This is a genomic window from Actinokineospora sp. UV203 (assembly GCF_056323665.1).
In genome coordinates this window covers 1,009,727-1,034,798 of record NZ_CM150484.1, presented here as the reverse complement: position 1 = coordinate 1,034,798, position 25,072 = coordinate 1,009,727, and the positions used below count along the sequence as shown (strand labels likewise).

Below are 25,072 nucleotides of genomic sequence, written 5' to 3'. Positions count from 1 at the left end.
TTAGTCAACGCTTTAGGGCAGAATGCTCGGCAGGCATCGAGCAGAGAGGATCTTCGGTGCGTCAAGCAGGCACGAATCTCCCCAAGGTGGGGCGCTACAACCGGGCCGTCGTGCTGGAGGAGATCCAGCGCGCGGACGGCGTGAGCCGCTCGGAGATCGCCGAGCACACCGGCCTCACCCCGCAGTCCGTCTCCGGGATCGTCCGTCGGCTGCTGGACGAGGGCATCGTGCGCGAGGACGGCGCCAGCCGGGTCAACAGCGCGGGGAAACCGCGCATCACGCTCCGGATCAACGCCGACGCGGGCAGCGCGGTCGGACTCCACTTCGACCCGGTCGAGCTCACCTGCGTCGTGGTCGACCTGCTCGGGCGAGCGCTGGTCACCAAGCGGATCCCGACGCCGCCGGGCGCGGTCCCGGCGGAGGTCGTCGCGGCCATGGCGGACCTGGTCGCCGACGTGCTCGCCGAAGCGGACGTGCCCCGCGACCGGGTGCTCGGGCTCGGCCTGGCCAGCCCCGGGCCGATCGACCAGGAACTCGGCATGATCGTCGCGCCGCCCCAGCTCGCGCACTGGACCCGGGTGCCGCTCAAGCAGCTGCTGGGCGAGGCCACCGGCTTGGCCGTGACCCTGGACAACGACGCCACCGCCGCCGCGGTCGGGGAACGGTGGTCCGGCGCGGGGCGCGGCGTCCGGAATCTCGCGTACTTCTTCTTCGGCACCGGCATCGGCGGCGGGCTGATCCTCAACCACCAGGTGTATCGGGGAGGCTCATTCAACGCCGCGGAGTTTGGGCACACGTCCGTGCTGCCGGACGGTCCCGAGTGCTACTGCGGCAACCGAGGCTGCCTGGAGACCCTGGTCGGCACAGCGGCGATCGTCGCCGAGACACACCGTCGGCTCAGCGCGGACCCGAGCGGGAGCGTGCTGTCGGCGCCGTTCGCGAGCGATCCGGCCTCGGTCGACCCGGCCGCGATCCGCGACGCCGCCGCGGCGGGCGATCCGCTCGCCACCGCGGTGTTCGAAGAGGCCGCGCAACACGTCGCGTCCGTCGCGGTCAGCATCATGAACATCACCGACGTCGACCTCATCGTGTTGGGGGGACACGGAATCCGGCACGTGGAGAAGCTCTTTGTCGACGCCGTCGCCGCCGCGGTGGCCACCAGGGTGATGTCCCGGCGCATCCGGGTGGTCGACGTCGCGCTCTCCCCACTCGGCGCGGACGCCGCCGTCGTGGGGGCGGCGGCGCTCGTCCTCCACACCACCTACTCACCGCAGCTGTCGGCGCTGCTTTCCGAGTGATCCCAACGGGAAGGACCTCGATGGACCAGGAAGTCGTGCTCGCGGTGGACGTCGGGGGCACCAAGATCAGCGCGGGCCTGGTCGACGCGGCGGGGCGCGTGCACCGGCACACCGAGGTCGCCACGCCGCGCACCGAACCCGACCTCGGCGCCGCGCTGCTCGGGGCGATCACCTCGGTGGCGGACGGCGCGACGCCCAGTGCCGTCGGGCTGGCCTGCGCCGGGCCGGTGGACCCCGCGCGCGGCACGGTGAGTCCGGTGAACATCCGGTCATGGCGGGACTTTCCTTTGGTGGAGCGGGTAAGCGTCATCGTGCCCGGTGTCGCCGTGAGCCTGGTCGGCGACGCCATCGCGGCCGCGGTGGGGGAGCACTGGCTGGGCGCCGGACGCGGCGCGGCGTCGATGCTCGGCATTGTGGTGTCCACCGGCGTCGGCGGCGGCCTCGTGCTCGACGGCACGGCGTACCCCGGCCCCAGCGGGAACGCCGGCCACATCGGACACGTGGTCGTCGACCCGGCAGGTCCGCCTTGCGGCTGCGGTGCGACCGGGTGCGTCGAGGCCTACGCGAGCGGCCCGTCGATGGTCCGATGGGCCCGCGGCAACGGCTGGACCGGGCCCGACGCCCGAGCGCTCGCGGCCGACGCCGCGGCGGGCGACGCGGTCGCCTTGGCCGCGTTCGACCGGGGAACCCAGGCACTGGCCCGCGGCATCGTCGACACCGCGACCCTGTGCGACGTCGACCGGGTCGTGATCGGCGGCGGGGTGGCCGCCGCGGGCCCGGTGCTGTTCGACCCGCTGCGCCGACACATCGCCCGCACCGCCACCCTGGCCTTCGTGCGGCGGGTGACCGTCCACCCGTCCGAACTCGGCCGACACGGCGGCCTGCTCGGCGCCGCCCGCACCGCTCTCCTCGACGCCACGTCGAGCAGCTTGGTCCCGTGACGTCAGTGCGCTACACCCGCCACTCACCGGCGACCATCAGGTCCCGGCCCGCGCTCTCGTCGACCTCGCGCCAGGCCTGGACCGGACCGGCCCGCGTTCATGGGCGAGCCACTGCGCGGGACACGGCGCTGATCCAGACACTCACGTTCGGTGGAACGTCGTACAACTGGGCGAAGTAGCGCAGGTTGTCCAACCGGACAGTCGTTCGTAGAGCCCCCGGTCACCACCGAAGACCCTACCCGACCTTCCGCCGAACCGCCCGCGCCTCGGCGACCACGTCGTGCCCCAGGACACGGGCCACACCGCCGCTGGGGATCAGCAGCGTGATCAGCATCTTGATGGTGGTGGTCTTCCCCGCGCCGTTGGGCCCGAACACCTCACCCGCCTCGACGTGCAGTCGACACCGCGAACAGCGGCAGCGCTGACTGGGCTTGGACGTATGCCTGCAGGAGTTCAGGGAGTTGTCGCGCTGCTCGTGCGGACACTATCTCGGCACCGTTCTTGGGTTAGAGAGCGGCGATGACGTTGTCCACGGCCGTGACCAGCACGCGGTCCAAGAGTTCGATGGTGGCCGCAGGAGGTGGCGAGTGCACGTAGGTCCACGTCACGCTCGCGTCTATGACGTTGTGTCCGACCGCGGCGATGTATTGGTTGTCGATGATGACGATCAGCGTCCCGTGCCGACGCCCCGAGAGGGAGATGTTCAGCCTGCGCGACGGGTAGGGCCGCTCCGGGACTGCTGCCATCGCGGCGGTGTTGTCGAGTTCGCCGCCGTCATAGAACGCGTCGGGGCTGCGGAAGTGGGCGCAGGCGTCGACTTCCTCGTCCAGCGGCGACAGGTCGGGTTGCGGGGTGACCAAGGACGTGACCTGAATCTTGACGATCGCACGGAGCAGCAGGCCCTCCGCCTCGAACTCGAAAACGCGGGTTTGATCGGCCGTGTGCGATTGGGCCAGGTCGGCATCGCGGTTGCGCTTGCTGATCGTGTCGCAGGAAGCTGGCGTGAGGGTGAGGGGCTGCACCGGACTGTCCTCAATAGGCTCCGCGCCCTCCGGAAGGGCCGTGGTCACCGCGTCCAGCGCGCTGTCTACTTCGGACTGGTCGAGTGGGCGGCCGTGGTCGCGGTGGTTGTGGGGCGGCGTGGGCGGGGGAGTCGAGGGCCTGCCGGTGGCGGCCAGGGACGTCTGCTGGTCGTGTTCGGACACGGTCACCGCGGACAGGAGCCCGCTGAGCAGGGCGACGGCGAGCACGACCGTCGCCGTGGCGGCGAGAGCGACCCTGAATCCTGGACCGCGGTCGCCCATCAGGCGCACGGCGAGGCCCAGGATGGGTGAGGTCGCGACGAGGGTGAGGAGCAGCAGCCATCCGGGTAGCTGCAACGAGTTCAGGTAGATGTCGGCGTTTGCGCCGTATCCGGCGAGCCGGGTGGCCACGCGTGTGATCACGCCCGCGAGGGCCGTGGCGGTGAGGCCGGAGGCGACTGCGAGCGGTGTGCTCGCCAACGCTGTGCGCTCACGCGCCCCGATCTGCACGGCGACGGTTGCGGCGAGACCGGCGAGCGCGCAGATCCACCAGCGCTGGTAGACCATCAGGTACGCGGTAGCGTCGGGCAGGTTGTCGTGCGGCTGGAGCAGCCGGCTCGCCGTCGCCGCGCCACCGCCGATCAGGCCGGTGACCACCACGACCGCCAGGGTCCACCGGCCGGGGCGCAACCGTTTGGAACGCGCTACCGCCAGCCCGAGTGCGACCAGGATCGCGGCCGGGACGAATTTCACGGCTTCGTCGCTGCCCAGGCCCCCGAGGGCGCCCCGGACCGCGGCGCTGTCCTTGATGATCAGGTAGGTGGTGGTCGAGGAGATGACCGCCCGCCACGTCACCACCAGCACGATGGCCACGGCCGAGATCCCGCCGATCCTGCTCAGCCGGTCGGTCACCGCTCCGGCGGCTGGCTCGGCGAGAGCGGTCGCCACGGCGGCGGTGAGCACCGCGACGGCGAACGCGGCGACCAGGAGGGGGCCGATGAGCAGCCATAGGTGCCCGGAGTAGATCGCGACGATGGTGGAGATCGCCCCCGGCGCCTCCAGGCAGTACCCGCCGACCAGGCCGACGACCGCGCCGACGACCGGCCACGTCCACCGGTTGCCGGGCCGGGCCGCACGGCGAGTCCACGCGGGCACGACTACCGCCGCCCAGAGCGCCGCCGCGACAAGCAAAGCCACGCTGACCGACAGCATGGGATAGGGCTCGACCACGCCGAGAAGCTTGCCCAACGCCGCGTAGACGGCGTGGAAGGCCAACATCGCCACGACCCCGACGGCGGCGGTGAAGACCGGCCCGCCGTCCCAGTCGGCGTCCTCGTCGTGTTCACCCACCTCCAGGCGCTCGGCGGCCGTGGGGTGGGTGGCAAACACCCGGCCCAGGCGCGTTTTCGGCGGCTTCACCGGACCGGTGATCAACGCGTGCACGGCTCGCGGATCACCCATCGCCCGCACGAGGTGGCGATCGGCGCCGAGTTCGCGGCGGCGCAGCAGCGCGGCCCGGGTGGCCAACAGCCCGACGGCGGAGAACACCGAGACCGCCAACCCCTCACCGTAGAACGTGAGCAGCACCGACGGTCGGGTCAGCACCGGAGCCAAGGCGATGAGCAGCACCGGGGCCACCAGCCACCCCGCCCACCAGACCGCCGAGGCCCACTGCACGTCGCGGGCCCGGACGTGCCCGATCTCATGGGTGGCCACCGCGTCGAACGCCGCGGGCGCCGCGTGGACGTACGCCTGCGGCACCACGACCCACGGCCGCGCGCCGGGCAAGCCGGTGGTGAACGCCTGACGGACACCGGTCGCGGGTGGGGCCACGACGAGCCGCGGTCGCCCGCCCACTCCCTGGCTCGCACACAGCTCGGCGAAACGCCTGCCCAGGGCGGCTGCGCCCGCGGCGGGGACCTCCGCGACCCGCCGCGGGCGCAGCCACCACCGAGCCCACAGGCCGCCGATGACCATCAGCAGCAGCGCCATAGCCGGAAGTGCGGCCGCCCCGATGAGTGTCACCCTGCCCAGGGCGTCGTTGTACTCCCCGGTGCAGGCGGCGTATGCGGGCGCATCGGTTTGCGGGTCGATTCCCCCGCCCAGGGAGAGCCCATTGCGAGACAGGCAGGTCTGCACGGTGGCGTAATCACCGAGGTCGAGCGTCACGAACAGCGCCTGCGCCGCGCCGGAGCCGCTCGTGGCCAGAGCCACCGCGGTCAGGAGATAGACCCACCACAACCGGTCAGGCGACGGTGCCCGACTCACGTCCCGTCCTGCGCACGCCCGCGCAGCAGAACCGCCTGGACCGCGTCGGCCAGCATCGTCGCCTCGGCCTCGTTCAACCCCAGCGTCACCCCGTGCCGCACACAAGCCCCGTGCGCCGCGTCCACCTGCCCGGCGGTCAACGTGATCAGGACCGTCGGCGGGATCGCCCGCCTGCGCCACCAGCGCCTGCGTTGCAGCCCGGCGAACGCCGCCGCGCCCGCGATCTGGGCGACAGTGCCGGTCAGCAGCGGATAGATCACGGTAGCGAGCACATTCGGGTCCGTGCCCGACCCCACCGTCCCACCCAGCCACGCCCATCGCCTGGGCCGCGCGGCCGTGACCTGCTCCAGGAAACCCAACTGGTCCGGAGCGGCCGCCGCCACCACTTCTCGGGCCAGATCAGCCAAGCCGATCGTCACACCCGCGGTCGGGCGTGCCATCTCCGTCATTCCAACATCCGATCATCAGTTCCGCGGCTCACGACCGTTCGCCTGGTAGTCGCGGAGAAAGATCGACTCGTTACGGCCCGTGGGCGGGTGTGACCACTGGATCGTTGTGCCTCGGCGCGCAGCACGATGATTAAGCACGACCCGCGGGAAGGGCGAAGCCGACCACTAGCAGTCCCACTTCACCCGTCTGAGGACGCGCGGTGCCCGTTGCCCGCCCTCTCGTCGCGGCCGACCGCGTTCCGGGACGTTCGAGCCGGTCTCGTCGACGGCCGACGGGCACCCCCACCGCTGGATTCCGGGCGTCTACTGCTGGGGTACGGACCCAGGCCGTCGTGTGGTCTTGGGTGGTCGAGGAGTCCACGTTCGTCGCGGTCCAGCGGATGCGGGCAGCTAGGTTGTCTCAGGATGGTGCGACACGGGAGTACGCGTTGGCCGGGTTGGTGGTGTGCGGGGTGCGCCAGCGGCGGATGGAAGCCCACTGGGTGCACGAACGGCCCGGGTACCGGTGCCGCCATGGGTACACCAGCGCCACACCCCGACCAAATGGGGCACCGCGCAACATTTCGAAGGCGTCGTCCGGCACGGCGCACGGGCCGGAATCCGGGTCGACGTCGTCAAACGTCCTACTGTCAAAGGGTTTCACGTGCTGCCGCGTCGCTGGGTGGTGGAGCGCACGCTGGGATGGCTGATGCAGCACCGTCGCCTGGTGCGCGACTACGACGCGTTGCCCCAGCGTTCGCGCGCGATGGCCCACTGGGCGATGACTAACATAATGAGCCGATCTCTGACCGGCGAATCCACCCAAACCTGGCGAAACGACCTACGCGAATCGAACAAAGCCACCCAAACGTAGATCAGATGCCCTCTTAGCTTGTTGTTTAAGGTCCGTGTCGGCGACGGGCGCCCCGGTTGATCATGGATGAAGCCCTTGGTTGATCATTCCTTCTTGCGACAGTTGGAAGATCAAACCAAGGGCTTCGGTGATCAGTGTGCATGATGGCGGTACGACCGGCGCACTCGGGGACTTGTCCGGGTTCCGCGAGGAGTTCCATCAGTGCCTCACTGTGCGGGCGGACGCGTTGTTCGAGCTGACCGACGCTGTGCTGTGTGCCGACGGGCCGATCACCTCACTGGTCGAGTTGTCGCTGGCGACCGAACACCGACGCGGCCACGGCAGCCTGTACGACGGCCTGAACTCCGGCCGGATCGACATCGGCCGATTCCGTAATCTTGTTGCCCGTCAGTCGATTCCCCGCTGCGGCGACGGTCGCATCGTGCTGGCCATCGACGTGAGCAACTGGCTACGCCCCGACGCGAACACCAGCCCGGACCGGCTGTTCTGCCACACCTACGCTCAGATGATCCCTGGGTGGCCCTATTCGTTCGTGGCGGCGTTGGAATCGGGCCGAACATCGTGGACGGCGGTGCTCGACATCGCGCGAGTGCGCCCCGATGACGACCACACCGATCTGGCCGCCACCCAACTGCGCACGGTGGTGCACGCTCTGATCGCCGCTGGGCACTGGTGTGAGGGCGACCCCGAGATCTGGATCGTCGGTGACAGCGGCTACGACGGTTCCCGGTTGGCGTTCCTGCTGGCCGATCTCCCGGTCCAGGTGTTGGTGCGACTGCGATCGGACCGGGTGATGGCCTTCCCCGCGCCACCCCGATCCCCGGGCACGCGCGGCCGCAGTGCACATCACGGGGCCCGGTTCGTGTTCAAGGACCCGCAGACCTGGCCGAGTCCGGCACACACCACGACGACCCCGACCACCCGCTACGGCGACGCGCAGGCCCGCTCGTGGGATCGGCTGCACCCCAAGCTGACCCGCACCGGCGCCTGGGCCGCCCATGAGGGCCGGCTGCCGATCACGGAAGGCACGGTGATCCGCCTGCAGGTCGATCGACTACCCGGCACGGGCACACCGAAACCGTTGTGGCTGTGGTTCTCCGACACCGCGACCCCCGCCGCACAGGTCGATCGACTCTGGCAAATGTTCCTGCGTCGCTTCGATCTGGAGCACACCTTCCGGTTCCTCAAGCAAACCCTGGGCTGGACCACACCTCGTATCCGTTCACCCGAAGCGGCCGATCGATGGACCTGGCTGATCATCGCCGCCCACACCCAACTCCGGCCGGCCCGTCACCTCGTGGAAGACCAGCGGCGCCCATGGGAAAGAAAACCCGTCACACCCGGCCGGTTGACCCCAGCCCGCGTCCGGCGAGCATTTCGCGCCATCCGACCGGCAACCGGCCTGCCCGCCACCGCACCGAAACCCTCCCGGCCCGGCCCCGGACGTCCCAAAGGATCACGAAACGCCCACCGAGCCCCCCAACACAACCCCGGCAAAACCACCAAAACGGACACCAAGGGTTAAACAACAAGCTAAGGCTTCTGACCAGGGTTTCCTGGTGGGGGGGTGCCGGTGGCGAACCAGCTGTTCGCGGACGAGGAGTTGGAGCGTCTGCGGGGCTTCCCGGACATCGGCCGGGATGAGTTGTTCCGGTTCTTCACGCTGATGCCCGCTGATCTGGCGTTTGTGGATCCGGGCCGCGATATCCGCCGTATTTCGGCCGATGCTACGGCGACCCCACCAAGGACGACTGTCAAGCGCAGGCCGCCGCCCTGCAGCCACCCGGCCGGGAACCGGTCGTCGTGCATGCACGTCAGGTTCGGTTCAGTCCCCCACCCGGCCGGTGTCGTACGCCCACATCGCGATCTCGACCCTGTTCCGGGCGCCGATTTTGGTCAGCAGGCTGGCGACGTGGGTCTTGGCGGTCGTCAAGCCGATGAATAGCTCGGCGGCGATCTCGGCGTTCGTGCGGCCACGGGCGACCAGCGTCAGCACCTCCTCCTCGCGTGCGGTGAGCGGCTCGATCGGTTGGGTCCGTCGGCTCGATGGTTCCCTGGCGGCGAGGGTGGCTAGCAGCCGCCGGGTGATGTTCGGCGCGATCAGGGCATCGCCGACGGCGGCGGCATGGACGGCCTGGACGAGCAGCTCCGGCCCGGCGTCCTTGAGCAGAAAGCCTCGGGCGCCGGCCCGGAGCGCGCCGTGGACGTACTCGTCGAGGTCGAATGTCGTGATCACCACTACCGCGATCGGGTCCGGGACGCCCCGCCCTGCGAGGAGCTCGGTCACCTCGATGCCGTCGAGCCCGGGCATCCGGATGTCGACCAGGCACACGTCAGGGCGGAGCCGACGGGCCAGCTCGACCGCGGCGTGGCCGTCGGCGGCCTGGCCGACGACCTCGATGCCAGGCTGGGCGTCAAGGATCATCGACAGGCCGGTACGCACCAGATCATGGTCGTCGGCCACGAGCACTCGCACCGTCATCGGCGTACCTCCGTCGGCAGCTCGGCGTCGACCGCCCACCCGCCCCCAGGCGCCGGCCCGGCACGCAGCGTGCCGCCGAGCAGCTGCACGCGCTCGGTCATCCCCAGCAGCCCGAAGCCGTGGCTCACCGACCGTGCAGGGTCGATCTGTCCGTCGTCGGTCACTCGTAACCGCAGCCTTCCTCCACCCTCGACGACCCGGATCTCCACGCGCGAGGCGTTGCGCGCGTGCCGCAGGGCGTTGGTCAGCGCCTCTTGCGCCAGCCGGTAGACCGCCGCGTCGACCTGGAGCGGAAGTTCGTCCAGGTCATCTGGCAACTCCACGTCGACGACCGGGACCGGGTCGCGGCGGGCGAGGGACACCAGGTCGGCAACGCCGGGCTGGGGGGCGTACTCCGCCGGCGCTCCGTCGCGCAGCACCCGGACCATCGCCCGCATCTCCGCGAGCGTCCGCGACGCTTCCCCTTCGATGACCGCCAGCGCCTCGAGCGCCGCTTCAGGTCGCTGCCCGGCCATCGCCCGGCCCGCCTGCGCCTGCACAGCGATCGCCGAGACGTGGTGGGCGACAATGTCGTGCAGCTCGCGCGCGAGGCCGACCCGCTCCTGGCTGCGGATCTGGTCCAGAGCCCGGCGCCGGCTCTCTGCGCGGTAGCGGAACGCCGCTCCGCCCGCCGCCGCCGCCGCCAGGACGGCGAACCCGCCGAAGAGCTCGGTCGGCCCGGTGTAGTCGGTCGCAATGCTGAATACCGCAGCGACCGCCACCACCGCCAGCCCGATCACGATCTCGCGCCCTGAGCCCCAGCGGACCAGCGCGTAGACGAGCACCAGGATGTAGATCATCGTGTTCAGGCCCACGCCCGGGACCCCGCCCAGCAGGCTCGCCAGTCCCAACGCCATGCCGGTGCCGAAGCCCACCACGACGCAGGCCAACGGCCGGGTACGCCGCCACAGCAGCACCGGCGCAAGTCCGACCGCCACGATCGTCACGAACGGCCGCCAGGTGACGTCCGACCGAAACGCTCCCTCGAGCAGCGCCGTCACCATCAACACCCCGACCAGCACCCAGTCGCGCCACACCCGTTCGGGAACGTCCGTGGCGCGGGGCTCGGCCCACAGCGAGCGCAGGGCGGTGGTGATCACACACCAAGTCTAGAGACCGCCGAGGCGTCGGGGACCGACCGAAAGAACGAGACACCGCTCCTCCCACCGAACGAGGCGGGTCCGGCCTCGACGCCGATGTGCCCGCCGCCGGGCTCAGCGATCGTGGACCTACCGATCCTCACCACAACAACGGAGCCCATGATGAGAACACGTCAACCCACCACCACCACACTGGAAGACCAGCGGATCCCGGTGAGAGCCAAGCTCGCCGCAGCGTGGACAAGCTTCATGTTCCTGTACGCCTACGTGGACATTCTCGGCTTCTTCACGCCCGGCATCGTCGAAGACATCCTCGACGGCCGGGTCTTCGAGTTCGATCTCTCTCAGGCCTTTTCGACCACGGCGCTGACCCTCATGGCCATCCCGATCTTCATGGTCGTGCTGTCGATGACGCTGCCCGCCCGGGTGAACCGCATCACGAACCTCATCGTGGCCTCGCTCTACGTCCCCGTCACGGCATTCAACGTGGCGGGCGGGTTCTGGCTGTATTTCTACGGCCTTGGTGTCGTACTGGAATTGATCGTTCTCGCCCTCATCGTGCGGTACGCCTGGACCTGGCCCCGCACCGCACCTTCGGCGACCGTGGCGACCAGCCCGGACCGTGAAACCGTTCGCGCCCAGCAGCAAGCGTGAACCCAAGAGCAGTCCCCGTCCTGTTCGGAGCCATCTGCCTCGGTGCCGCGGTGTGGGCCTCCTGGCGGTGGGACACCAACTACCACTGGGGCGTCGCGTAGGGGCTTTCCAAGGCCCCTACCGGCAGGTCAGGTCATCGGATGCGCACACAGGCCTACCGCATCGTCGACACCGACCCCAAGCGCGGCAACGTCGTCGTCCGCGTCATTGACACCCGCCACGACGAGCCGACGTATCAGGTCCGCCAGTCCCCACCGAACACCCAGGAGGTCCCCGGTCATGATCCAGGCACACCAGCTCACCAAGCGCTACGGCGACAAGACCGCCGTGCACACCCTCAGCTTCACCATCGCGCCCGGCACCGTCACCGGGTTCCTCGGTCCCAACGGTGCCGGCAAGTCCACGACCATTGGCCGACGTTTCGGGCGACCCGCGCCGACTCGAGGCAGTCTATTGCGGTGCGGGCGTGCATCGCCGGTTCAGTGCGTGGCGAGCGGGTGGGGTTATCCGGTCCATGACAGCGAGGGCAGTAGGTCAGCCAAACGTCGTCGGCAAAATGGAGATGCCTCGTGTGGCGATCCACGGGAGACGTTGGCTGTCGCGGTTCCAGAGGTGATCGAACCGGTTGCTGGTGATGCGCCGACCACTGCGGCAGCGTCGCCCGCTCCAGCAGGCCGCGGCCGGGCTGGCCGTGAGTTCCTACATTCATTTCGCCCTTGCCGCGGCCTATTACGGCAACGTGGCCGATATCAGTCAGGGCACCCTGTTCCGGGTTCAGGCCTCGGTTGCCGCTCTCGCCGCGGTTCTTGTCCTTGTCACCACCCGCCGAGTAGTGACGGCGCTGGCCCTGGTTGTGGCCGTGGCGTCGCTGGCTGCGGTCGTGGCGTCGGTGTACGTCGACCTCGGAGCGATCGGCCCGTTTCCGAACATGTACGAACCCGACTGGTATAGCGACAAGACCATCAGCGCGATAGCCGAAGCGGTCTCGACCCTCGCCGCCGCCGCCCTGCTCGTCTCCCGGCGTCGAACAGTGCGCGACACAGTGACCGACTGACCGCTGGACCGGTCACAGGCCCAAGTCCGCCCGGATCGCACGGATAGCCTCATCCACCAGCACGCCCACAGCGGGGTCGGCGGCAGGCAGGTCCGGGCTCAAGTGGACCATCCACACCAGACTGTCCGACCCGTGTGCGCGCCGAGCTGTGATCCGCGCTCCGCCGGTCCCGATCGGCACCCGCACGGTCGCCAGAACAGCGGCCGCCACAAGGTCACGGGCGATCGCCGCGATGCCGTCGCCCGGTGGCCGGGGCGAGCACGTGACGACCCGCCCGCTGAGGTGCCTCAATGTGAGCACACCGGTATCGGGCCGCCACAGCACGCGATCCACTTCCTCCCACCCGGTCCGCGCCCAAGGGCCGCGGCCAGTGTCGCGGTGATACAGCGCTCGCAGGGTCGCGATCAGGCCCAGCTCGGCGGTGCCGGACAGAATCCGCTCCCCCCGGGCGACCGGGGACTCCGACAAGGGCGAGTCGGCGGACACTTTTCTCAGCACCGTCATCGGCCAACCCGGTATCGCCACGTGAACGGCCATCAGCGCCTCCTGGTAGGTATGACTCCAGTGAACTCGCGAGCGACGCTCAGATGGTGACTTTCGCTTGTGCGGTAAGAACTTCGCAAGGTCGTCGACCAGACCACAGGCTGCTATCGGATCACTGGCCGGCGCGTTCGGATCCGCTCCGGTTTCCCACCCGTCACGGCTCGATCACTCGCTCCTGCCGCGGCTTATGCGGGCCGCGGGGTCGGCTGCCCTCACTGGCTGGTGGTCAGAAGTACGACGTCGAGGACGGCGACCGCGATGACGGCCCGGAATGGCGACTTCGACCCCCGAGTGTGCTGCCGGGCCTGAGCGCGGTGGGCGACTACGTGACCGCGCGCGGCAAGCCCGCGGTGCTGCTGTGCCTGGAGCTGCCATCGCTGCACCTGCGGCCCACGACCACCGACCCGCAACAATTCGTCACCCACGCCCTGTTCGGCGACGCCGCCGCGGCGGTCGTGGCGATGCCGTAGGGGCCGGGGTTGGAACTGGTCGACATCGCGGCGTTCACCAGTACTTCCACGAGCGACTACATGAGGTGGGACATCACCGACCACGGGTTCCGCATGACTCTCTCGCCCAAGGTCCCCAAGGTCCCCAAGGTCCCCGCGGTGCTCGCCGAGCACCTCCGGCCCACAGTGGCAGATTTGCTCGATCGCAACGGCCTGGCCATGACTGACGTCGCGGCATGGGCAGTGCACCCCGGCGGTCCAGCGGCCGGACAGTTTTTGGACGAGCTTGAGCAACCCGGAGTGGTCCCCGGATCCTCGACACCGCGGTCGAGCGCCTCGACCTGCTCCCCGACGCGCTCGACGCGTCCCGACAAGGATCCCGTGGTGGTGATGGCATTCGGACCCGGCCTGACGATCTACGCGGCCTTGCTGCGCCACCGTGCGTGACTTCCTTGGGCAGAGGTGCGAATGCCAGCTGATCGATACGCGCAGTGAGCGTTGGGCCGTCGAACCTCGGCGATCGACCTGGATCGGGTTAATCCGCGGTCCGACTCTTCTTTCGCGTGTGCCCGGGGCGACCCACCGATCAAGGAGCGTCTCACCAGCCCCGGTGACGGCGCGGTCCCGGTGGGCGCACCCCATCGGGACCGCAATTGGACGTAAGGGGACGGTAAGCATCCACGGCAGGCGGCTATGTCGCCCCGGGAGCATCATTGAACTACATCGGGAGCGCTGCCAGGAGGCTTCTACCCGGCTCGGCGTAGTGAGCCGTGGGCGAGTCCGCGAGCCGATCCTCCGGCGTGCGCCTGTTCGCGAATGGAAGCAGAGGTGGCCGCGATGGAGGGTGTCACTGAGCGGGTCGATCGCGAGATCGTGTCCCCCCGGGTGCTTGGCGGCGGGTTCGCCGTGCTGCGCGTCCTGTTCGGCGCGGTCTGGCTCAGCAACGGGTTGACCAAGGTGTTCTTCAACCAGGACAGCAACTTCGACTGGGGCTTCCTGTCGTTCAACCTCATCAACCAGCCCGCGGCCAGGTCGATCCTGGAAGGCGCGTCCGACGACACGTTCCAGCCGCTGCGGTGGATCTATCAAGACTTCGTTCTGGCCAACTGGGGATTCTTCCAGTGGTTCCTGACCATCGCCGAGATCACGGCAGGCCTGTCGTTGATCCTCGGGGTCGCTGCCCGGCTCGGTGCCACGATCGGACTGCTCCTCATCGGCCCGATCTGGGTCATGTTGCTCGACAGCAACCTTTACTTCTGGGAGTACCCGGTCGAGTTGCTCCCACTGCTTGTGCTGGCCATAGTGCCGAGCGGTCGCTGGTTCGGGCAGGACCGCAAGCTCGCACCCCGCTTCGGGTGGCGCTGGCCGTTCTGACCCGCCGGCGGGCGACTCTCCTCTTGCGAGGGTCCGCGTACGGCGATTCGATGGCCTTGGTCACAAGGAACATCAGGGAGATCGTCCGCTCACCAGAAAGGACATCGAACCAGTGGATCTGAACACACGCCTCGATCCGGTCCTGGCCATCGCCGCGAAGTCGGCCAGCGAGGTCGACGCGGACGCCCGCTTCCCCGACGAGGCCGTCGCCGCGCTGCGGGAGTCCGGTCTGCTCGGCCTCACACTGCCCGCCGACGTCGAGGGGCTGGGCGGCGGCCCGCACGAACTGGTGGAAGCGGTCGGGTCGCTGGCCGGGGTGTGCGGCTCGACCGCGATGATCTACCTGATGCACGTCAGCGCGGCGATGCCCGTCGCCGCGGCACCCCCGCCGGGATTGCCGGATCTGCTGTCGGACTTGGCAAGCGGCCGCATGCTGGCGTCGTTGGCCCTGTCCGAGGCGGGGTCCCGTTCACACTTCTGGGCCCCGGTGTCGCAGGCGCAGCGAAATGGCGCCGGGATCCGGTTGCGGGCGGCTAAAAGCTGGGTGACCTCGGCCGGGCACGCCGAGATGTATGTGGCCTCCACACTCGCGGCGGGCGTCGAGGGCGTCGACCTGTATGCGATCCCCGCAGACACCGATGGCGTCGACGTCGCCGGGTCGTGGCACGGGTTGGGCTTGCGGGGCAACGCTTCCGCGCCGATGAAGCTCGACGTCATGGTTCCCGAGAGCCACCGGCTCGGCCCGCCCGGCGGCGGGTTCGAACTGATGCTGCAGACGGTGATGCCGTGGTTCAACCTCGGCAACGCGGCGGTCTCAGTCGGATTGTCGCGGGCCGCGGTGGACGCGGCCGTGCGGCACGCGGGCGCCGCCCGGCTCGAGCATCTGGACGAGAGCCTGTCCGCGTTGCCCACCATCCGCGCCCAACTGGCCAGGATGTCGATCGAACTGGCCTGCACCCAGGCATATCTGACCCAGGCGGCCGGCAGGCTGGCCGAACCGGCCGAGGACACCATGTTGCACGTCCTTGGCGTCAAGGCTGCCGCCAACGACGCCGCGCTGCGCATCACCGATGCCGCGATGCGGGTGTGTGGCGGGGCCGCGTTCTCCGAGCACCTGCAGGTCGATCGGTACTTCCGCGACGCCCGCGCGGGCCACGTGATGGCGCCGACCGCCGACGTGCTCTACGACTTCTACGGCAAGGCCATCACCGGACTGCCGGTGTTCTGATCAAAGGAGCCTCAGTGGACAAGCCATTGATCGTCGGCGCGGTTGCCTACACGCCCAACGTGGTGACCATCTGGGAGGGGATGCGCGACTACTTCGCCGAAGGGCCCGCGGAGATGGACTTCGTCCTGTTCTCCAACTATGGGCGTCAGGTCGACGCGTTGATCGACGGCACGATCGACATCGCCTGGAACACCAACCTCGCCTGGCTGCGCACCCAGGCACAGACCGGCGGGGCGTGCCGGCCGCTGGCGATGCGCGACACCGACACGGTGTTCCAGACGGTGTTCGTCGCGCGCACCGGCAGCACCTTGCGAGGTCCCGGCGACCTGCGCGGCAGGCGGCTGGCGCTGGGTTCCAAGGACTCCGCCCAAGCGGCGATCCTGCCCGTGCACTTCCTGGCCCGCGCCGGTGTGGACCCCGACTCGGTCGAGTTCGTCCGGAGCAACAGCGATGTCGGCAAACACGGCGACACCGGCCGCAGTGAACTCGACGCGCTGCGCGCCGTCCTCGACGAGCGGGCCGACGCCGCGGCGATCGGCATCAACACCTGGGACGCGATCGGCCGTGACGAGCTGATGCCGGGCGCGTTCGAGGCGTTCTGGACCTCACCCACCTACTGTCATTGCAACTTCACCGCTCTCGCCGCAACACCCGAGGACCGCACCACAGCATGGGTCGAGCAGCTGCTCGCCATGGACTGGGACAACCCCGACCACCGGCCCATCCTGCAGATGGAGGGCCTGCGACAGTGGGTGCTCCCGGAACTGGACGGCTACGACTCACTCCTGGACGCGGTGCGGGAGCAGGAAATCCCGCTCCGATGGTGAACCACCGCCTGATCCTCGACCTCCTTGAGCGCACCCGCGCCGCGCCCCGAGGCGCCATGGTCACGATCGCGCTCGACGCGGACGACTCGCCGGACACCGTCAAGGCATGGTGCGCCCACGCGGGCCACGAACTCCTCGAGCTGCACGAGGACACGGCGACAATCCGATGTGGACCGTCAGTGGACGTCCTGGCGGAGATCGCGGTCGAGCAGGTGCCCGGAGCCCGGGTCTGGCTCTACACCAACTTCGACTGCAACCTCGCCTGCGACTACTGCTGCGCTCGCTCATCCCCGCGCACACCGCGGCGGGCACTGGGCATCGACCGCGTCCACCGCCTGGCCGCCGAAGCGGCCGAAGCAGGGGTGAGCGAACTGCTCCTCACCGGCGGTGAGCCCTTCCTCCTGCCCGACATCGACGAACTGGCCAATGCCTGCACCCGATGGCTGCCCACCACACTGCTCACCAACGGCATGCTGTTGCGAGGTGCCCGCCTCGACCGACTGCGGGCCATGGACCGCACCCGGCTCGCCCTGCAGATCAGCCTTGACTCCGCCACCCCCGCCCTGCACGACGAGCACCGCGGCCGCGGCACCTGGGAACGCGCCGTCGCCGGAATCCGCACCGCCCACGGGGAAGGATTCCGCGTGCGCGTCGCGGCCACCCTGTCGCCGGACCACACCCACCGGCTGGCGCCGTTGCACGACTTCCTCGACACCCTCGGCATCGACCGTCACGACCAGGTCATCCGCACCCTCGCCCACCGCGGCGCCGCCGAAGAAGGCGTCGAACTCACCGTCGAGACACTCATCCCGGAAGTGACCGTCACCGCCGAGGGCGTCTACTGGCACCCCGTCGGCGCCGACCACACCGATCAGCTCGTCACCCGCGACCTGTTCCCCCTGGCCGAGGCCATCACCGAGATCCGCAAGCGGTTCGCCGACCACCGGGCACGCGCCACGATGGCTGCCCAATGGTTCCCCTGCGCCTAGCCCACGGTGCTGCGAAAGGTGCTCTCGGGGCACGGCTCGAGGAATTCCACGTCGGTGCGGTGAGAATCCCACACCTCGACATCGACGGCTCCGGATGACGCGCCGCGGTTGAGTTTTCCGCGGTGTCTGAGCCGGGCGCTGGTGTCGTCGCAGCCCGGCCGCTCGGCGTGGTGCTGAGATCGCGCGCATGAACGCACCGGATCAGTTCATGATCTCACCGGTCCCGCTGCGGTCTTCGCCCTCTGGCGGGGATCAACCCCGGCGACGGCGGCCGGGGGCTGACCGGGACCGCCGGGCCGACAGTGTCGAGTGGGTGGCACACCCACCAACAGGTCAGCGGTTGAGCAGGGTCAGGCCGATGAGGGTGCTCAGTGCGCTCAGGTGGGCAAGGGCGGGGGCTGCGATGCCGCCGGTGCCCAGACGCAACACACCTAGTGTCGCGCCCCAGCACGTGGCCGCCGCGACGGCGAGTACGACCCATGGGCTCCACGTCAGCTGGGCGAGCAGGACAGTGTGCAGCAGGCCGAACGAGGCGGCCTGCACGGCCAGGGCGGGTATCACTCTGATGCGGTCGGTCAAGGTGGCCAGGAACATCCCGCGGTACAGGGTCTCCTCGACGGCGGCGTTGACGACGGCGTAGCCAAGGCCGAGGGCCGCGAAAGCCCACACAGCGGTGTCCGGGGCCAGCCGCAGGACCTGCGGCGGCATCGGTCTTGAGGCGACACTCAGCCAGGCCACCGCGCCTGCGAGCACGCCAAGAGCGACCGCGGTCGCGAGCCATCGGCCCAGGCGCCCTGCGGGCTGGTCCTTGCGCCAGGCAGCCAACCAGCCAGGGCGCCAGCGCAGCTGGGGTACAGCCCGGCCGATGAGGTAGGCGACGATGGCGGCGACGAGCGCGGGAAGCGGCCAGAATCCGAATACATCCACCACGGTCGCGGCGAACACCCCGTCGATGAGCACGACCACCCGAATCACGTCCGGGTCGCCACTGACAACACCCGCCGCGGTGAGCGCGACCAAGACCACGACTGCGGCGCTCAACGACACCGGGTTCCGACCGACCGTCGTGACCAGCCCGAACACCAGGACCGCCACAACCGCCGTGGCTGCGGCGAGCCGCACCCGCCGCACCGAGGTACCGCCCATGGCCGTCCTTTCCCGTATCACCGCCCGCGACGAGCAACGAACCAGGCGTTCCCACATCATTGTCGCTGGACAGACCTCCGACGGCGGGCCCGGCCGCAAGATCACCACCCAGAGGAACCAGGGCACACACCATTGAGAAGATCCTTTTCATGGCTGGAGGGCGGGGCCCTGGCCACGAAAGGTGCCCACACAGAGTGACTAACCGTGGTGTCCGAGCGGAACCCCGGCAGGCACGATTCCAAAGTCACGACCCCGTCGGCAGGTGCACCGAGCCCGCCGTGCGCTCGGCTCGACCCGCGGCGTGGCGGGCGGACACTGATCGAGTGGAGCGACAGGTCCGAATGGCTGTGCGGGTCACCGGCGTGATGCAGGGCGTCGGCTTTCGGCCCTTTGTCCACGGACTGGCCCGCGGGCTCGGTCTGGCGGGACACGTGGGTAACGACGCGGAGGGGGTGTTCGCCGAGGTCGAGGGGGGTGCGCGGGCCGTGGGCGAGTTCCTGGACCTGGTGCGGTCGCAGGCACCGCCGCTGGCGGTGATCGAGGACGTCCGGGCCGAAGAGGTGGTGCCCGCAGGCGCGGGCGGGTTCACGATCCTGCCCAGCCCGGCGGGCGGCGCGGCGCGGACGCTGGTTTCGGCGGACAGTGCGACCTGCGCGGACTGCCTCGTGGCGGGACATATCGACTCCGAGCGCCGGGATTCCGCGGGCGTGCAGCGCCTCGATCAGTCGTCCCGGTCCGCAGCCCAGATCGATGGTCGGACCGTGGCATTGGTCGAGGAGCCACTGGTCGCCCTCGTCGTCGCGATGGTGCCGGCGGTGTGGGTGCAGCGGCACTCGCCTGCCGTCGTTGAGTTCCAGTTGGCCGGCGGCGCCGCTCAACGCCGTGTCGAAGGCGCCGTGGCGAGGTTCGCGGACAAATACGTCGGTTCTCGCGTCCCCCTGGCTCACAGCAACTCCCGCACCGCGAAGGCGAACCGGGTCGCGGGCGCGTCGGCCGCCACCTGTCGCGCATCGGCCATTACGTCCACATCGGACAGCACCGGCGCGGTGGCCACCCTCAACCCGTGACGGCGCAGGGCGAACGCGGTGCGACGTCCGGTGTCGGGTCGGGAGGTCGGCACGGCGGTGATCACCTGGGCGGCAAGTGGATCGCGCAACCCGAGTATCCACCAGCCGCCATCGGTGGCGAACCCGAGCAGTGCGTCAGTGTCGGGGCGGGTCAAACTCACGCGGCAGGAATCGAGGAGTTCGGTGGAGATCTGCGGTGTGTCCATGCCGATCTGCAGGATCGGACTTCCCGGCAGCAGCGCGGCCGCGTCGGCGTGGGCGGCGGCGATCCGCTCACCTAGGGACCCGCCCCGTTGGGCGATGACTGGCAGGTCCCGGACCGCTTCGCGGATCTCATGTTCCCGGGTCGCACCGGTAAGGTCGCCGCTCAGCGCGATCACGGGCGCAAAACTCGGCGCGGCGCGCACGGCCGACAGGGTGTCCAGCAGTGCGGCGGCTGCCATACGAGCCGCCTGCTCGGGTGTGGCGGGCGGGCACAGCCGGGTCTTCACCCGGCCCGGGTGCGGCGCCTTGGCCAGCACCAGCAACACCGTGGGCACGCTCATGTGCGGATCACCACTATCGCCATGTCACGCACCGCGCGCAGGGTTCCACGCAACGAACCGGACACTTTGGACTTTCCAGCCGCGCGCGGGCGGTACTCGACGTCCACTTCCCGCAGGATCCAGTTCTTCTTTCCAGCCCGCAGCAACAGCTCCAGCGGGTAGCCGAAGGCTCGATCGGTCACCCCGAGGGACAACAGCGCATCGCGTCTGCCGACCCGGATCGGCGCGATGTCGTGCACCGGCACGCCTCGGCGGCGCAGCAGTGCGGCGAGCAGCGCGTTGCCTGCGCGCGCGTGCCAGGGCTGTACGGACCGGCCCACCGAAACTCGGCGACCCACGACGAGATCACACCCGCCGTCGGTGACCAACTTGACGAAGTCGGGCAACACGGCCGGATCCAGTGATCCGTCGGCGTCGAGCACGGCGACCACGTCACTGGTCGCGTTCTGCAACCCCGCGTGTACCGCCGCACCGTAGCCACGCCGCGGCTCGTCGATCACCCGTGCGCCCCACTCGCGCGCCACGTCCGCCGTGCCGTCGATGGAGCCGTTGTCCACGACCAGCGCGGTGAAGCCCGATGGCAGACCGCGAAGAACCGCTGGTAGCGCGTCGGCCTCATTGAGGCACGGCAGCACGACATCCACAGTGCTCATATCCAGCATTTCTACGCCTATCGCACTGAAGTTTCTCTTACGGCACACGTAAGATGATTCAAGTTGCGGCCGACGTGTCGCGGTGAGATCATTCGTGGCTCAATTCAATCGAGAGTCCACGGCGTGCGCGGAGCTTACGAGAGAGTTTCCATTCCGGACGGTGAGTACCGCTTCCCGACCGGAAACCGGCCGAAGCACCGAACCCGCCAAGCGGGACCTATTCTTCGACTTGATTGCTGTTGTGGTCGCCACGTTGGTGGTGGTTGCCGCCGCGCTGGCCGGCAGGCAGTTGAAACGCGACGAGATCGACATCTTTCTCCCGTTTCCGCCGTTACTGACCGAATGGCTGCCGCACCTGGGCCCTGGGACCGCCTTCGCGTTGATCATCGCGACGGTCGTGGTGGTGTTCGGGCAGTCGTTCGCGGCGCGTGCGCGGTGGCCGGTTCTGCTTGGTGGTGCCTGGCTCGTGTCGGCAGCTTGGACCACGTCGTTGGCACTGGTCGACGGCTATCGCGTGGGCATCGCCGGCCGATTGACCAGTCGCGACGAGTACCTGAACGACGTGCCGCTGGTCGACGACATTCCGGACATGCTCCGGGAATTCGCCACCCGCGTTCTTCCGGACCAACCCGATTCCTGGACCACCCATGTCGGGGCGCACCCGCCGGGAGCTTTCCTGGTGTTCCTGGGGCTGGACCGGATCGGTCTCGGCGGCGGCACGGCCGCGAGCATGTTGTGCATCCTGGTCGGCTCGTCCGCGTGCGTCGCGGTCGCCGCCACGCTCCGAGCACTAGGCTGCGAGGCCATCGCTCGGACCGTGCTGCCGTTCGGGGTGCTGTTCCCCGGCGCGGTGCGGGTCGGCGTGTCAGCCGACGGGCTCTTCGCGGCCGTCCTGGCCTGGGGCGTGGCCCTGCAGGCCATCGGCGCGATGGCGAAGGGTGCGCGCGCGGACCTCAGTGCGGTGTGCGGCGGAATGGTCCTGGGCTACGGCCTCTATCTGTCCTACGGACTAGCCCTGGGTGTATTGCTGTCCCTGGCGGTGATCGCGGTGACGCGGCGGTGGCGGCCAGTGCTTCTCAGCGCATTCGGCGCGGTTCTGGTGGTCGCCGCGTTCACCGCCAGTGGGTTCTGGTGGTTCACCGGTTACGAGCTGACCAAGATCCTCTACGCGGGCAGTGTCGCGGCCGACCGACCCTATTCCTATTTCCTGTGGGCGAATCTGGCCGCGTTCCTGTTCGTAATCGGACCCGCCGCCGTGGCGGGTCTGCGTCGCCTTGCAGTGAGTCCGCGGGTTCTGGGCACAGCGGCAGGTCTGCTGGTCGGCGCCGCCCTGGCCGCGGTGATCGCCGCCGACATATCCGGACTGAGCAAAGCCGAAGTCGAGCGGATCTGGTTGCCGTTCGCGGTGTGGCTGATCGTGGCGTGCGCACTGCTGCCGCACGCGCAGCGGCGGGGCTGGCTGGCGGGGCAAGCCGCGCTGGCGCTGTCGGTCAACCACCTTCTGCTCACCGTCTGGTAGCCGAAGACCTCAGCGGCGCCCGCGCGAACTCGTCCATGCCGTCGGCGAACGACACCGACGCTCGGAAACCGAGCCGCTGCGCGGCCAGACTCGGATCAGCCACGACATGGCGCACGTCGCCCGGGCGCGCACCACCCACCACACGGGGGCGCGGGCCGCCCATCGCGGCCGCGAGCGTCGCGGCAAGCTCGCCGACCGTGTGTGGCTGTCCCGAACACACGTTGATCGGGGTGCGAGCGCCGGCCGGGGCGGGCGTCGCCAGCGCCAGCACGTTGGCTCGTGCCACGTCCGCGACGTTGACAAAGTCCCGCAGCTGCCGCCCGTCCTCCATGACCTCGGGTGCGTCCCCGCGCTCCAGCGCCGAGCGGAAGATCGATGCGACGCCTGCGTATGGCGTGTCTCGCGGCATCCGCGGACCGTAGACGTTGTGGTAACGCAAGGCCCACACCCGACCCCCCGTCTGCCGAGCCCAAGCACCCGCCAGATGTTCCTGAGCGACCTTCGTCGCCGCGTACGTGCTGCGCGGATCCAACGGCGCGTCCTCGGACACGGTCCCAGGTGTCAACTCCAGGCCACAGACGGGGCACGCCGGATCGAACCGGCCGGCGGCGAGATCCTCGGCCAGTCGCGGCCCTGGATTCACCCGGCCGTGCTCCGAACAGGTGTAGCCACCCTCACCGTAGACCACCATGGAACTGGCCAGCACCAACATGTTCAGCCGATGAGCATGCATCGCGGCGAGCAGCACAGCCGTGCCGTAGTCGTTCACACTCGCGTAGTCCGGCCCATCCGACGGGTCCAGCCCATGGCCCACCATCGCCGCCTGATGACACACGGCGTCGACACCCGGCAACACCCGGTCCAGCACAGCACGGTCCCGGACGTCGCCCAACACCACATCGTGACCGTCCACCCACGACGGAAACTGGGCGCCGCCGTGCGCTTGAGGAAGCAAGACGTCCAGCAACACCACTGAATGACCCTCGGCGACCAGCGCGTCGGCAATGTGAGAACCGATAAAACCGGCGCCCCCAGTGATCAATACTCGCATCGCATAACGGTAACCGTCCCGCGCCCACCCCGCTGCCACGCGGCGCTTCGAGACCAGCTCTGGATCACATGTTTCCGAGGTTGGCCTGCGCACGTCCACAGCCTGAAGAGGAAATGAGAACCCACCGCGTCCGCGTCCGCGGTGAGCGCTGATATGTAAACGGTTGCGTCAATGCCTCGAGCCGCAACGGCAGGCACGCGAACCCAGCGCCCTCCTCCCCGCGGTCGGCGACGCCTATGTGCTTCGCGCCGAAGAACGCGCCACTCCACCCATCGCGGCGCCTACGGCAGCCCACGAGTCACCGTGGAACTGGGCCGCAGAGGTGAGCGGGTCAACCACAAGCGGGTCGAACGGATCATGCACGAGCGTGAGATCGTCGGCATCACTAGGCGCCGACGCAGATCACTGACCAAGCCCGACACCGCCGCCGTCCCGGCACCGGATCTCATCGGACGCGGCTTCACCGCCAAGGCGCCGGGTGAGCGCCTCGTCGGCGACATCATCTACCTGCCCACGCAGGAAGGCTGGCTCTACCTGGCCACGGTGATCGACTTGCATACCCGCGAGGTCATCGGGCCCGCGATGGCCGAGCACATGCGCGCCGACCTCGTCAGCGACGCGATCACTCTCGCCGCCGGGCGCGGTCTGACCAGCGATGACTCGGTATTCCACTCCGATCCGGTCAGGGAGCGGACGAGCCAGATGATGGCGAGTACAGACAAGGGCCAGCACTGCCAGTCCGATCACGGTTCGTTCCCTGTTGACCCGGTACTCGCGGTCGCCCCGCGTGACACGCAGCGCTGTGAGCTTTGCCGTAGGTCCACACTCGCCCATTCGGGATAACGTCACGGGTGGACGCCGCCGCTGGGTCGCTCGTGGCGTAGTCGAGTTTCACCCGAATCGGGAAGAGACGTGCACGCCGCTCAATGGAACGCTCAACTCGGCCGCACTATGGCGGCGCGCGCGTTTGAACTCCGACGGATGGGCCAAGATGGTAATCGACCGGACGTTGAACTACCCGGCAATCTGGAGCGCCATCGCCGAGTTGCGCGCCAGTCTCCACCCTGGTGAGACGTGCATGGATAGCAGCGGCAGGCACTCGCGGACCGACGAGGAAGAGGAGTCGTCGGCAACCGAGCCCGATGAGGACGACGAGGAGTGAATCTGCCGTCGCGGCGCTGCCCGAGGGCGACGCCGACCACACGCACTGAGCGTGCTCTCGCTGACCGCCATCCGACGCAGCACCCGGCCCCAACGAGACTGTCCCGGTGCCGCGTTTCACCGACCGCGGGGCGAGTTTCAGTCCTCTGGCCGTCAACGCCACGGCCACGGGTGACCGGCCGAACTTCCCAGCGGTCGCCATCTCGCCGGACAGCATTGGTGAACACAGCGACTTCCCGTCCTGTGCAAGGAGTCGTGCGCCACGTGGAGGTCTCCGCCGGTCGATGAGGGCGTCCAGCGGTGGCTTCTGGGAGCGATCTTCGATGAGCAGTCCGCCATTCGAGCCGCAGGCCGCCCGGA

At 69.1% G+C, this 25,072-nt stretch carries 24 protein-coding genes and 2 pseudogenes; 16 read left to right on the top strand and 10 right to left on the bottom strand.

Annotation, left to right across the window (positions count from 1 at the left end; translation table 11 throughout):
- Positions 1-56 precede the first annotated feature (56 nt).
- Complete coding sequence (locus tag ACUZ2Y_RS04715) at positions 57-1,298, top strand: ROK family transcriptional regulator (RefSeq protein ID WP_476327251.1); 1,242 nt, start codon at positions 57-59, stop codon at positions 1,296-1,298.
- A 20-nt stretch (positions 1,299-1,318) separates the two neighbouring features.
- The gene (locus ACUZ2Y_RS04710; RefSeq protein WP_476327249.1) at positions 1,319-2,239 is read left to right on the top strand and encodes an ROK family protein; all 921 of its coding nucleotides are present in this window, start codon (positions 1,319-1,321) and stop codon (positions 2,237-2,239) included.
- Positions 2,240-2,474: 235 nt separating this feature from the next.
- Here the strand turns inward: ACUZ2Y_RS04710 and ACUZ2Y_RS04705 are convergent, their stop codons facing one another.
- From ACUZ2Y_RS04705 to ACUZ2Y_RS04695, 3 genes are all read right to left on the bottom strand, one after another.
- Positions 2,475-2,636, bottom strand: coding sequence for an ATP-binding cassette domain-containing protein (locus ACUZ2Y_RS04705; protein ID WP_476331602.1), 162 nt, complete (start codon positions 2,634-2,636; stop codon positions 2,475-2,477).
- A gap of 109 nt (positions 2,637-2,745) precedes the next feature.
- Positions 2,746-5,529: a M48 family metalloprotease gene (locus tag ACUZ2Y_RS04700; protein WP_476327247.1), complete on the bottom strand. Its 2,784-nt coding sequence runs from the start codon at positions 5,527-5,529 to the stop codon at positions 2,746-2,748.
- A complete protein-coding gene (locus ACUZ2Y_RS04695; protein ID WP_476327244.1) occupies positions 5,526-5,978 on the bottom strand; it encodes a hypothetical protein in 453 nt (150 codons plus the stop codon). Before ACUZ2Y_RS04695 ends, ACUZ2Y_RS04700 begins: the two co-directional genes overlap by 4 nt.
- 989 nt (positions 5,979-6,967) lie before the next feature.
- On the opposite strand from ACUZ2Y_RS04695, the gene ACUZ2Y_RS04690 reads away from it, so the two are divergent.
- Positions 6,968-8,356, top strand: coding sequence for an NF041680 family putative transposase (locus ACUZ2Y_RS04690; protein WP_476327242.1), 1,389 nt, complete (start codon positions 6,968-6,970; stop codon positions 8,354-8,356).
- Between the two features lie 300 nt (positions 8,357-8,656).
- On the opposite strand, the gene ACUZ2Y_RS04685 is transcribed toward ACUZ2Y_RS04690, so the two are convergent.
- Positions 8,657-9,313: a response regulator gene (locus tag ACUZ2Y_RS04685; RefSeq protein ID WP_476327241.1), complete on the bottom strand. Its 657-nt coding sequence runs from the start codon at positions 9,311-9,313 to the stop codon at positions 8,657-8,659.
- Positions 9,310-10,452 (bottom strand): sensor histidine kinase, encoded by a 1,143-nt coding sequence (locus ACUZ2Y_RS04680; RefSeq protein WP_476327239.1) that lies wholly within the window; start codon positions 10,450-10,452, stop codon positions 9,310-9,312. The genes ACUZ2Y_RS04685 and ACUZ2Y_RS04680 overlap by 4 nt, the downstream gene beginning before the upstream one ends.
- A 123-nt stretch (positions 10,453-10,575) precedes the next feature.
- Between ACUZ2Y_RS04680 and ACUZ2Y_RS04675 the strand changes: the two genes are divergently transcribed.
- The 3 genes and pseudogenes from ACUZ2Y_RS04675 to ACUZ2Y_RS04665 all read left to right on the top strand — a co-directional run bounded on the left by ACUZ2Y_RS04675 (position 10,576) and on the right by ACUZ2Y_RS04665 (position 12,160).
- Positions 10,576-11,106, top strand: a complete 531-nt coding sequence (locus ACUZ2Y_RS04675; RefSeq protein WP_476327237.1) for a DUF6326 family protein — start codon at positions 10,576-10,578, stop codon at positions 11,104-11,106.
- A 279-nt stretch (positions 11,107-11,385) separates the two neighbouring features.
- Positions 11,386-11,574 (top strand): annotated as a pseudogene (locus tag ACUZ2Y_RS04670) (ATP-binding cassette domain-containing protein); the annotation flags it as partial.
- A 157-nt stretch (positions 11,575-11,731) separates the two neighbouring features.
- A complete protein-coding gene (locus tag ACUZ2Y_RS04665) occupies positions 11,732-12,160 on the top strand; it encodes a hypothetical protein (protein WP_476332161.1) in 429 nt (142 codons plus the stop codon).
- A gap of 12 nt (positions 12,161-12,172) precedes the next feature.
- Here the strand turns inward: ACUZ2Y_RS04665 and ACUZ2Y_RS04660 are convergent, their stop codons facing one another.
- Positions 12,173-12,697: a hypothetical protein gene (locus ACUZ2Y_RS04660; protein WP_476327235.1), complete on the bottom strand. Its 525-nt coding sequence runs from the start codon at positions 12,695-12,697 to the stop codon at positions 12,173-12,175.
- 299 nt (positions 12,698-12,996) lie between these two features.
- Here ACUZ2Y_RS04660 and ACUZ2Y_RS04655 point away from each other — a divergent pair, with 299 nt between their 5' ends.
- The 6 genes from ACUZ2Y_RS04655 to ACUZ2Y_RS04630 all read left to right on the top strand — a co-directional run bounded on the left by ACUZ2Y_RS04655 (position 12,997) and on the right by ACUZ2Y_RS04630 (position 17,570).
- Positions 12,997-13,173, top strand: a complete 177-nt coding sequence (locus ACUZ2Y_RS04655; RefSeq protein ID WP_476327233.1) for a hypothetical protein — start codon at positions 12,997-12,999, stop codon at positions 13,171-13,173.
- A 9-nt stretch (positions 13,174-13,182) separates the two neighbouring features.
- Positions 13,183-13,599 (top strand): hypothetical protein, encoded by a 417-nt coding sequence (locus ACUZ2Y_RS04650; RefSeq protein ID WP_476327231.1) that lies wholly within the window; start codon positions 13,183-13,185, stop codon positions 13,597-13,599.
- 390 nt (positions 13,600-13,989) lie between these two features.
- Positions 13,990-14,526: a hypothetical protein gene (locus ACUZ2Y_RS04645; RefSeq protein WP_476327229.1), complete on the top strand. Its 537-nt coding sequence runs from the start codon at positions 13,990-13,992 to the stop codon at positions 14,524-14,526.
- 112 nt (positions 14,527-14,638) lie between these two features.
- Positions 14,639-15,754, top strand: a complete 1,116-nt coding sequence (gene fadE16, locus ACUZ2Y_RS04640; protein ID WP_476327227.1) for an Rv1679 family acyl-CoA dehydrogenase — start codon at positions 14,639-14,641, stop codon at positions 15,752-15,754.
- Between the two features lie 14 nt (positions 15,755-15,768).
- Positions 15,769-16,581 (top strand): Rv1680 family SBP-like protein, encoded by an 813-nt coding sequence (locus ACUZ2Y_RS04635; protein ID WP_476327225.1) that lies wholly within the window; start codon positions 15,769-15,771, stop codon positions 16,579-16,581.
- Positions 16,575-17,570, top strand: coding sequence for an Rv1681 family radical SAM protein (locus tag ACUZ2Y_RS04630; RefSeq protein ID WP_476327223.1), 996 nt, complete (start codon positions 16,575-16,577; stop codon positions 17,568-17,570). Before ACUZ2Y_RS04635 ends, ACUZ2Y_RS04630 begins: the two co-directional genes overlap by 7 nt.
- A 333-nt stretch (positions 17,571-17,903) precedes the next feature.
- Here ACUZ2Y_RS04630 and ACUZ2Y_RS04625 read toward each other — a convergent pair whose 3' ends face one another.
- Positions 17,904-18,716: a CPBP family intramembrane glutamic endopeptidase gene (locus ACUZ2Y_RS04625; RefSeq protein WP_476327221.1), complete on the bottom strand. Its 813-nt coding sequence runs from the start codon at positions 18,714-18,716 to the stop codon at positions 17,904-17,906.
- A 149-nt stretch (positions 18,717-18,865) separates the two neighbouring features.
- On the opposite strand from ACUZ2Y_RS04625, the pseudogene ACUZ2Y_RS04620 reads away from it, so the two are divergent.
- A pseudogene (locus tag ACUZ2Y_RS04620) lies at positions 18,866-19,294 on the top strand (acylphosphatase); the annotation flags it as partial.
- A gap of 365 nt (positions 19,295-19,659) precedes the next feature.
- Here ACUZ2Y_RS04620 and ACUZ2Y_RS04615 read toward each other — a convergent pair.
- Together ACUZ2Y_RS04615 and ACUZ2Y_RS04610 are read right to left on the bottom strand one after the other, a co-directional pair.
- Positions 19,660-20,328 carry a TIGR04282 family arsenosugar biosynthesis glycosyltransferase gene (locus ACUZ2Y_RS04615; protein ID WP_476327219.1) on the bottom strand — a complete coding sequence of 223 codons (669 nt, stop codon included), beginning with the start codon at positions 20,326-20,328 and terminating at the stop codon, positions 19,660-19,662.
- Complete coding sequence (locus ACUZ2Y_RS04610; protein ID WP_476327217.1) at positions 20,325-20,981, bottom strand: glycosyltransferase family 2 protein; 657 nt, start codon at positions 20,979-20,981, stop codon at positions 20,325-20,327. Before ACUZ2Y_RS04610 ends, ACUZ2Y_RS04615 begins: the two co-directional genes overlap by 4 nt.
- 160 nt (positions 20,982-21,141) lie before the next feature.
- On the opposite strand from ACUZ2Y_RS04610, the gene ACUZ2Y_RS04605 reads away from it, so the two are divergent.
- Positions 21,142-22,500: a hypothetical protein gene (locus ACUZ2Y_RS04605; RefSeq protein WP_476327214.1), complete on the top strand. Its 1,359-nt coding sequence runs from the start codon at positions 21,142-21,144 to the stop codon at positions 22,498-22,500.
- On the opposite strand, the gene ACUZ2Y_RS04600 is transcribed toward ACUZ2Y_RS04605, so the two are convergent.
- A complete protein-coding gene (locus tag ACUZ2Y_RS04600) occupies positions 22,487-23,551 on the bottom strand; it encodes an NAD-dependent epimerase/dehydratase family protein (protein WP_476327212.1) in 1,065 nt (354 codons plus the stop codon). The genes ACUZ2Y_RS04605 and ACUZ2Y_RS04600 overlap by 14 nt on opposite strands.
- Before the next feature lie 171 nt (positions 23,552-23,722).
- Here ACUZ2Y_RS04600 and ACUZ2Y_RS04595 point away from each other — a divergent pair, with 171 nt between their 5' ends.
- Positions 23,723-24,394: an IS3 family transposase gene (locus ACUZ2Y_RS04595; RefSeq protein ID WP_476327210.1), complete on the top strand. Its 672-nt coding sequence runs from the start codon at positions 23,723-23,725 to the stop codon at positions 24,392-24,394.
- 148 nt (positions 24,395-24,542) lie between these two features.
- Positions 24,543-24,713, top strand: a complete 171-nt coding sequence (locus ACUZ2Y_RS04590; RefSeq protein WP_476327208.1) for a hypothetical protein — start codon at positions 24,543-24,545, stop codon at positions 24,711-24,713.
- Positions 24,714-25,072 lie beyond the last annotated feature (359 nt).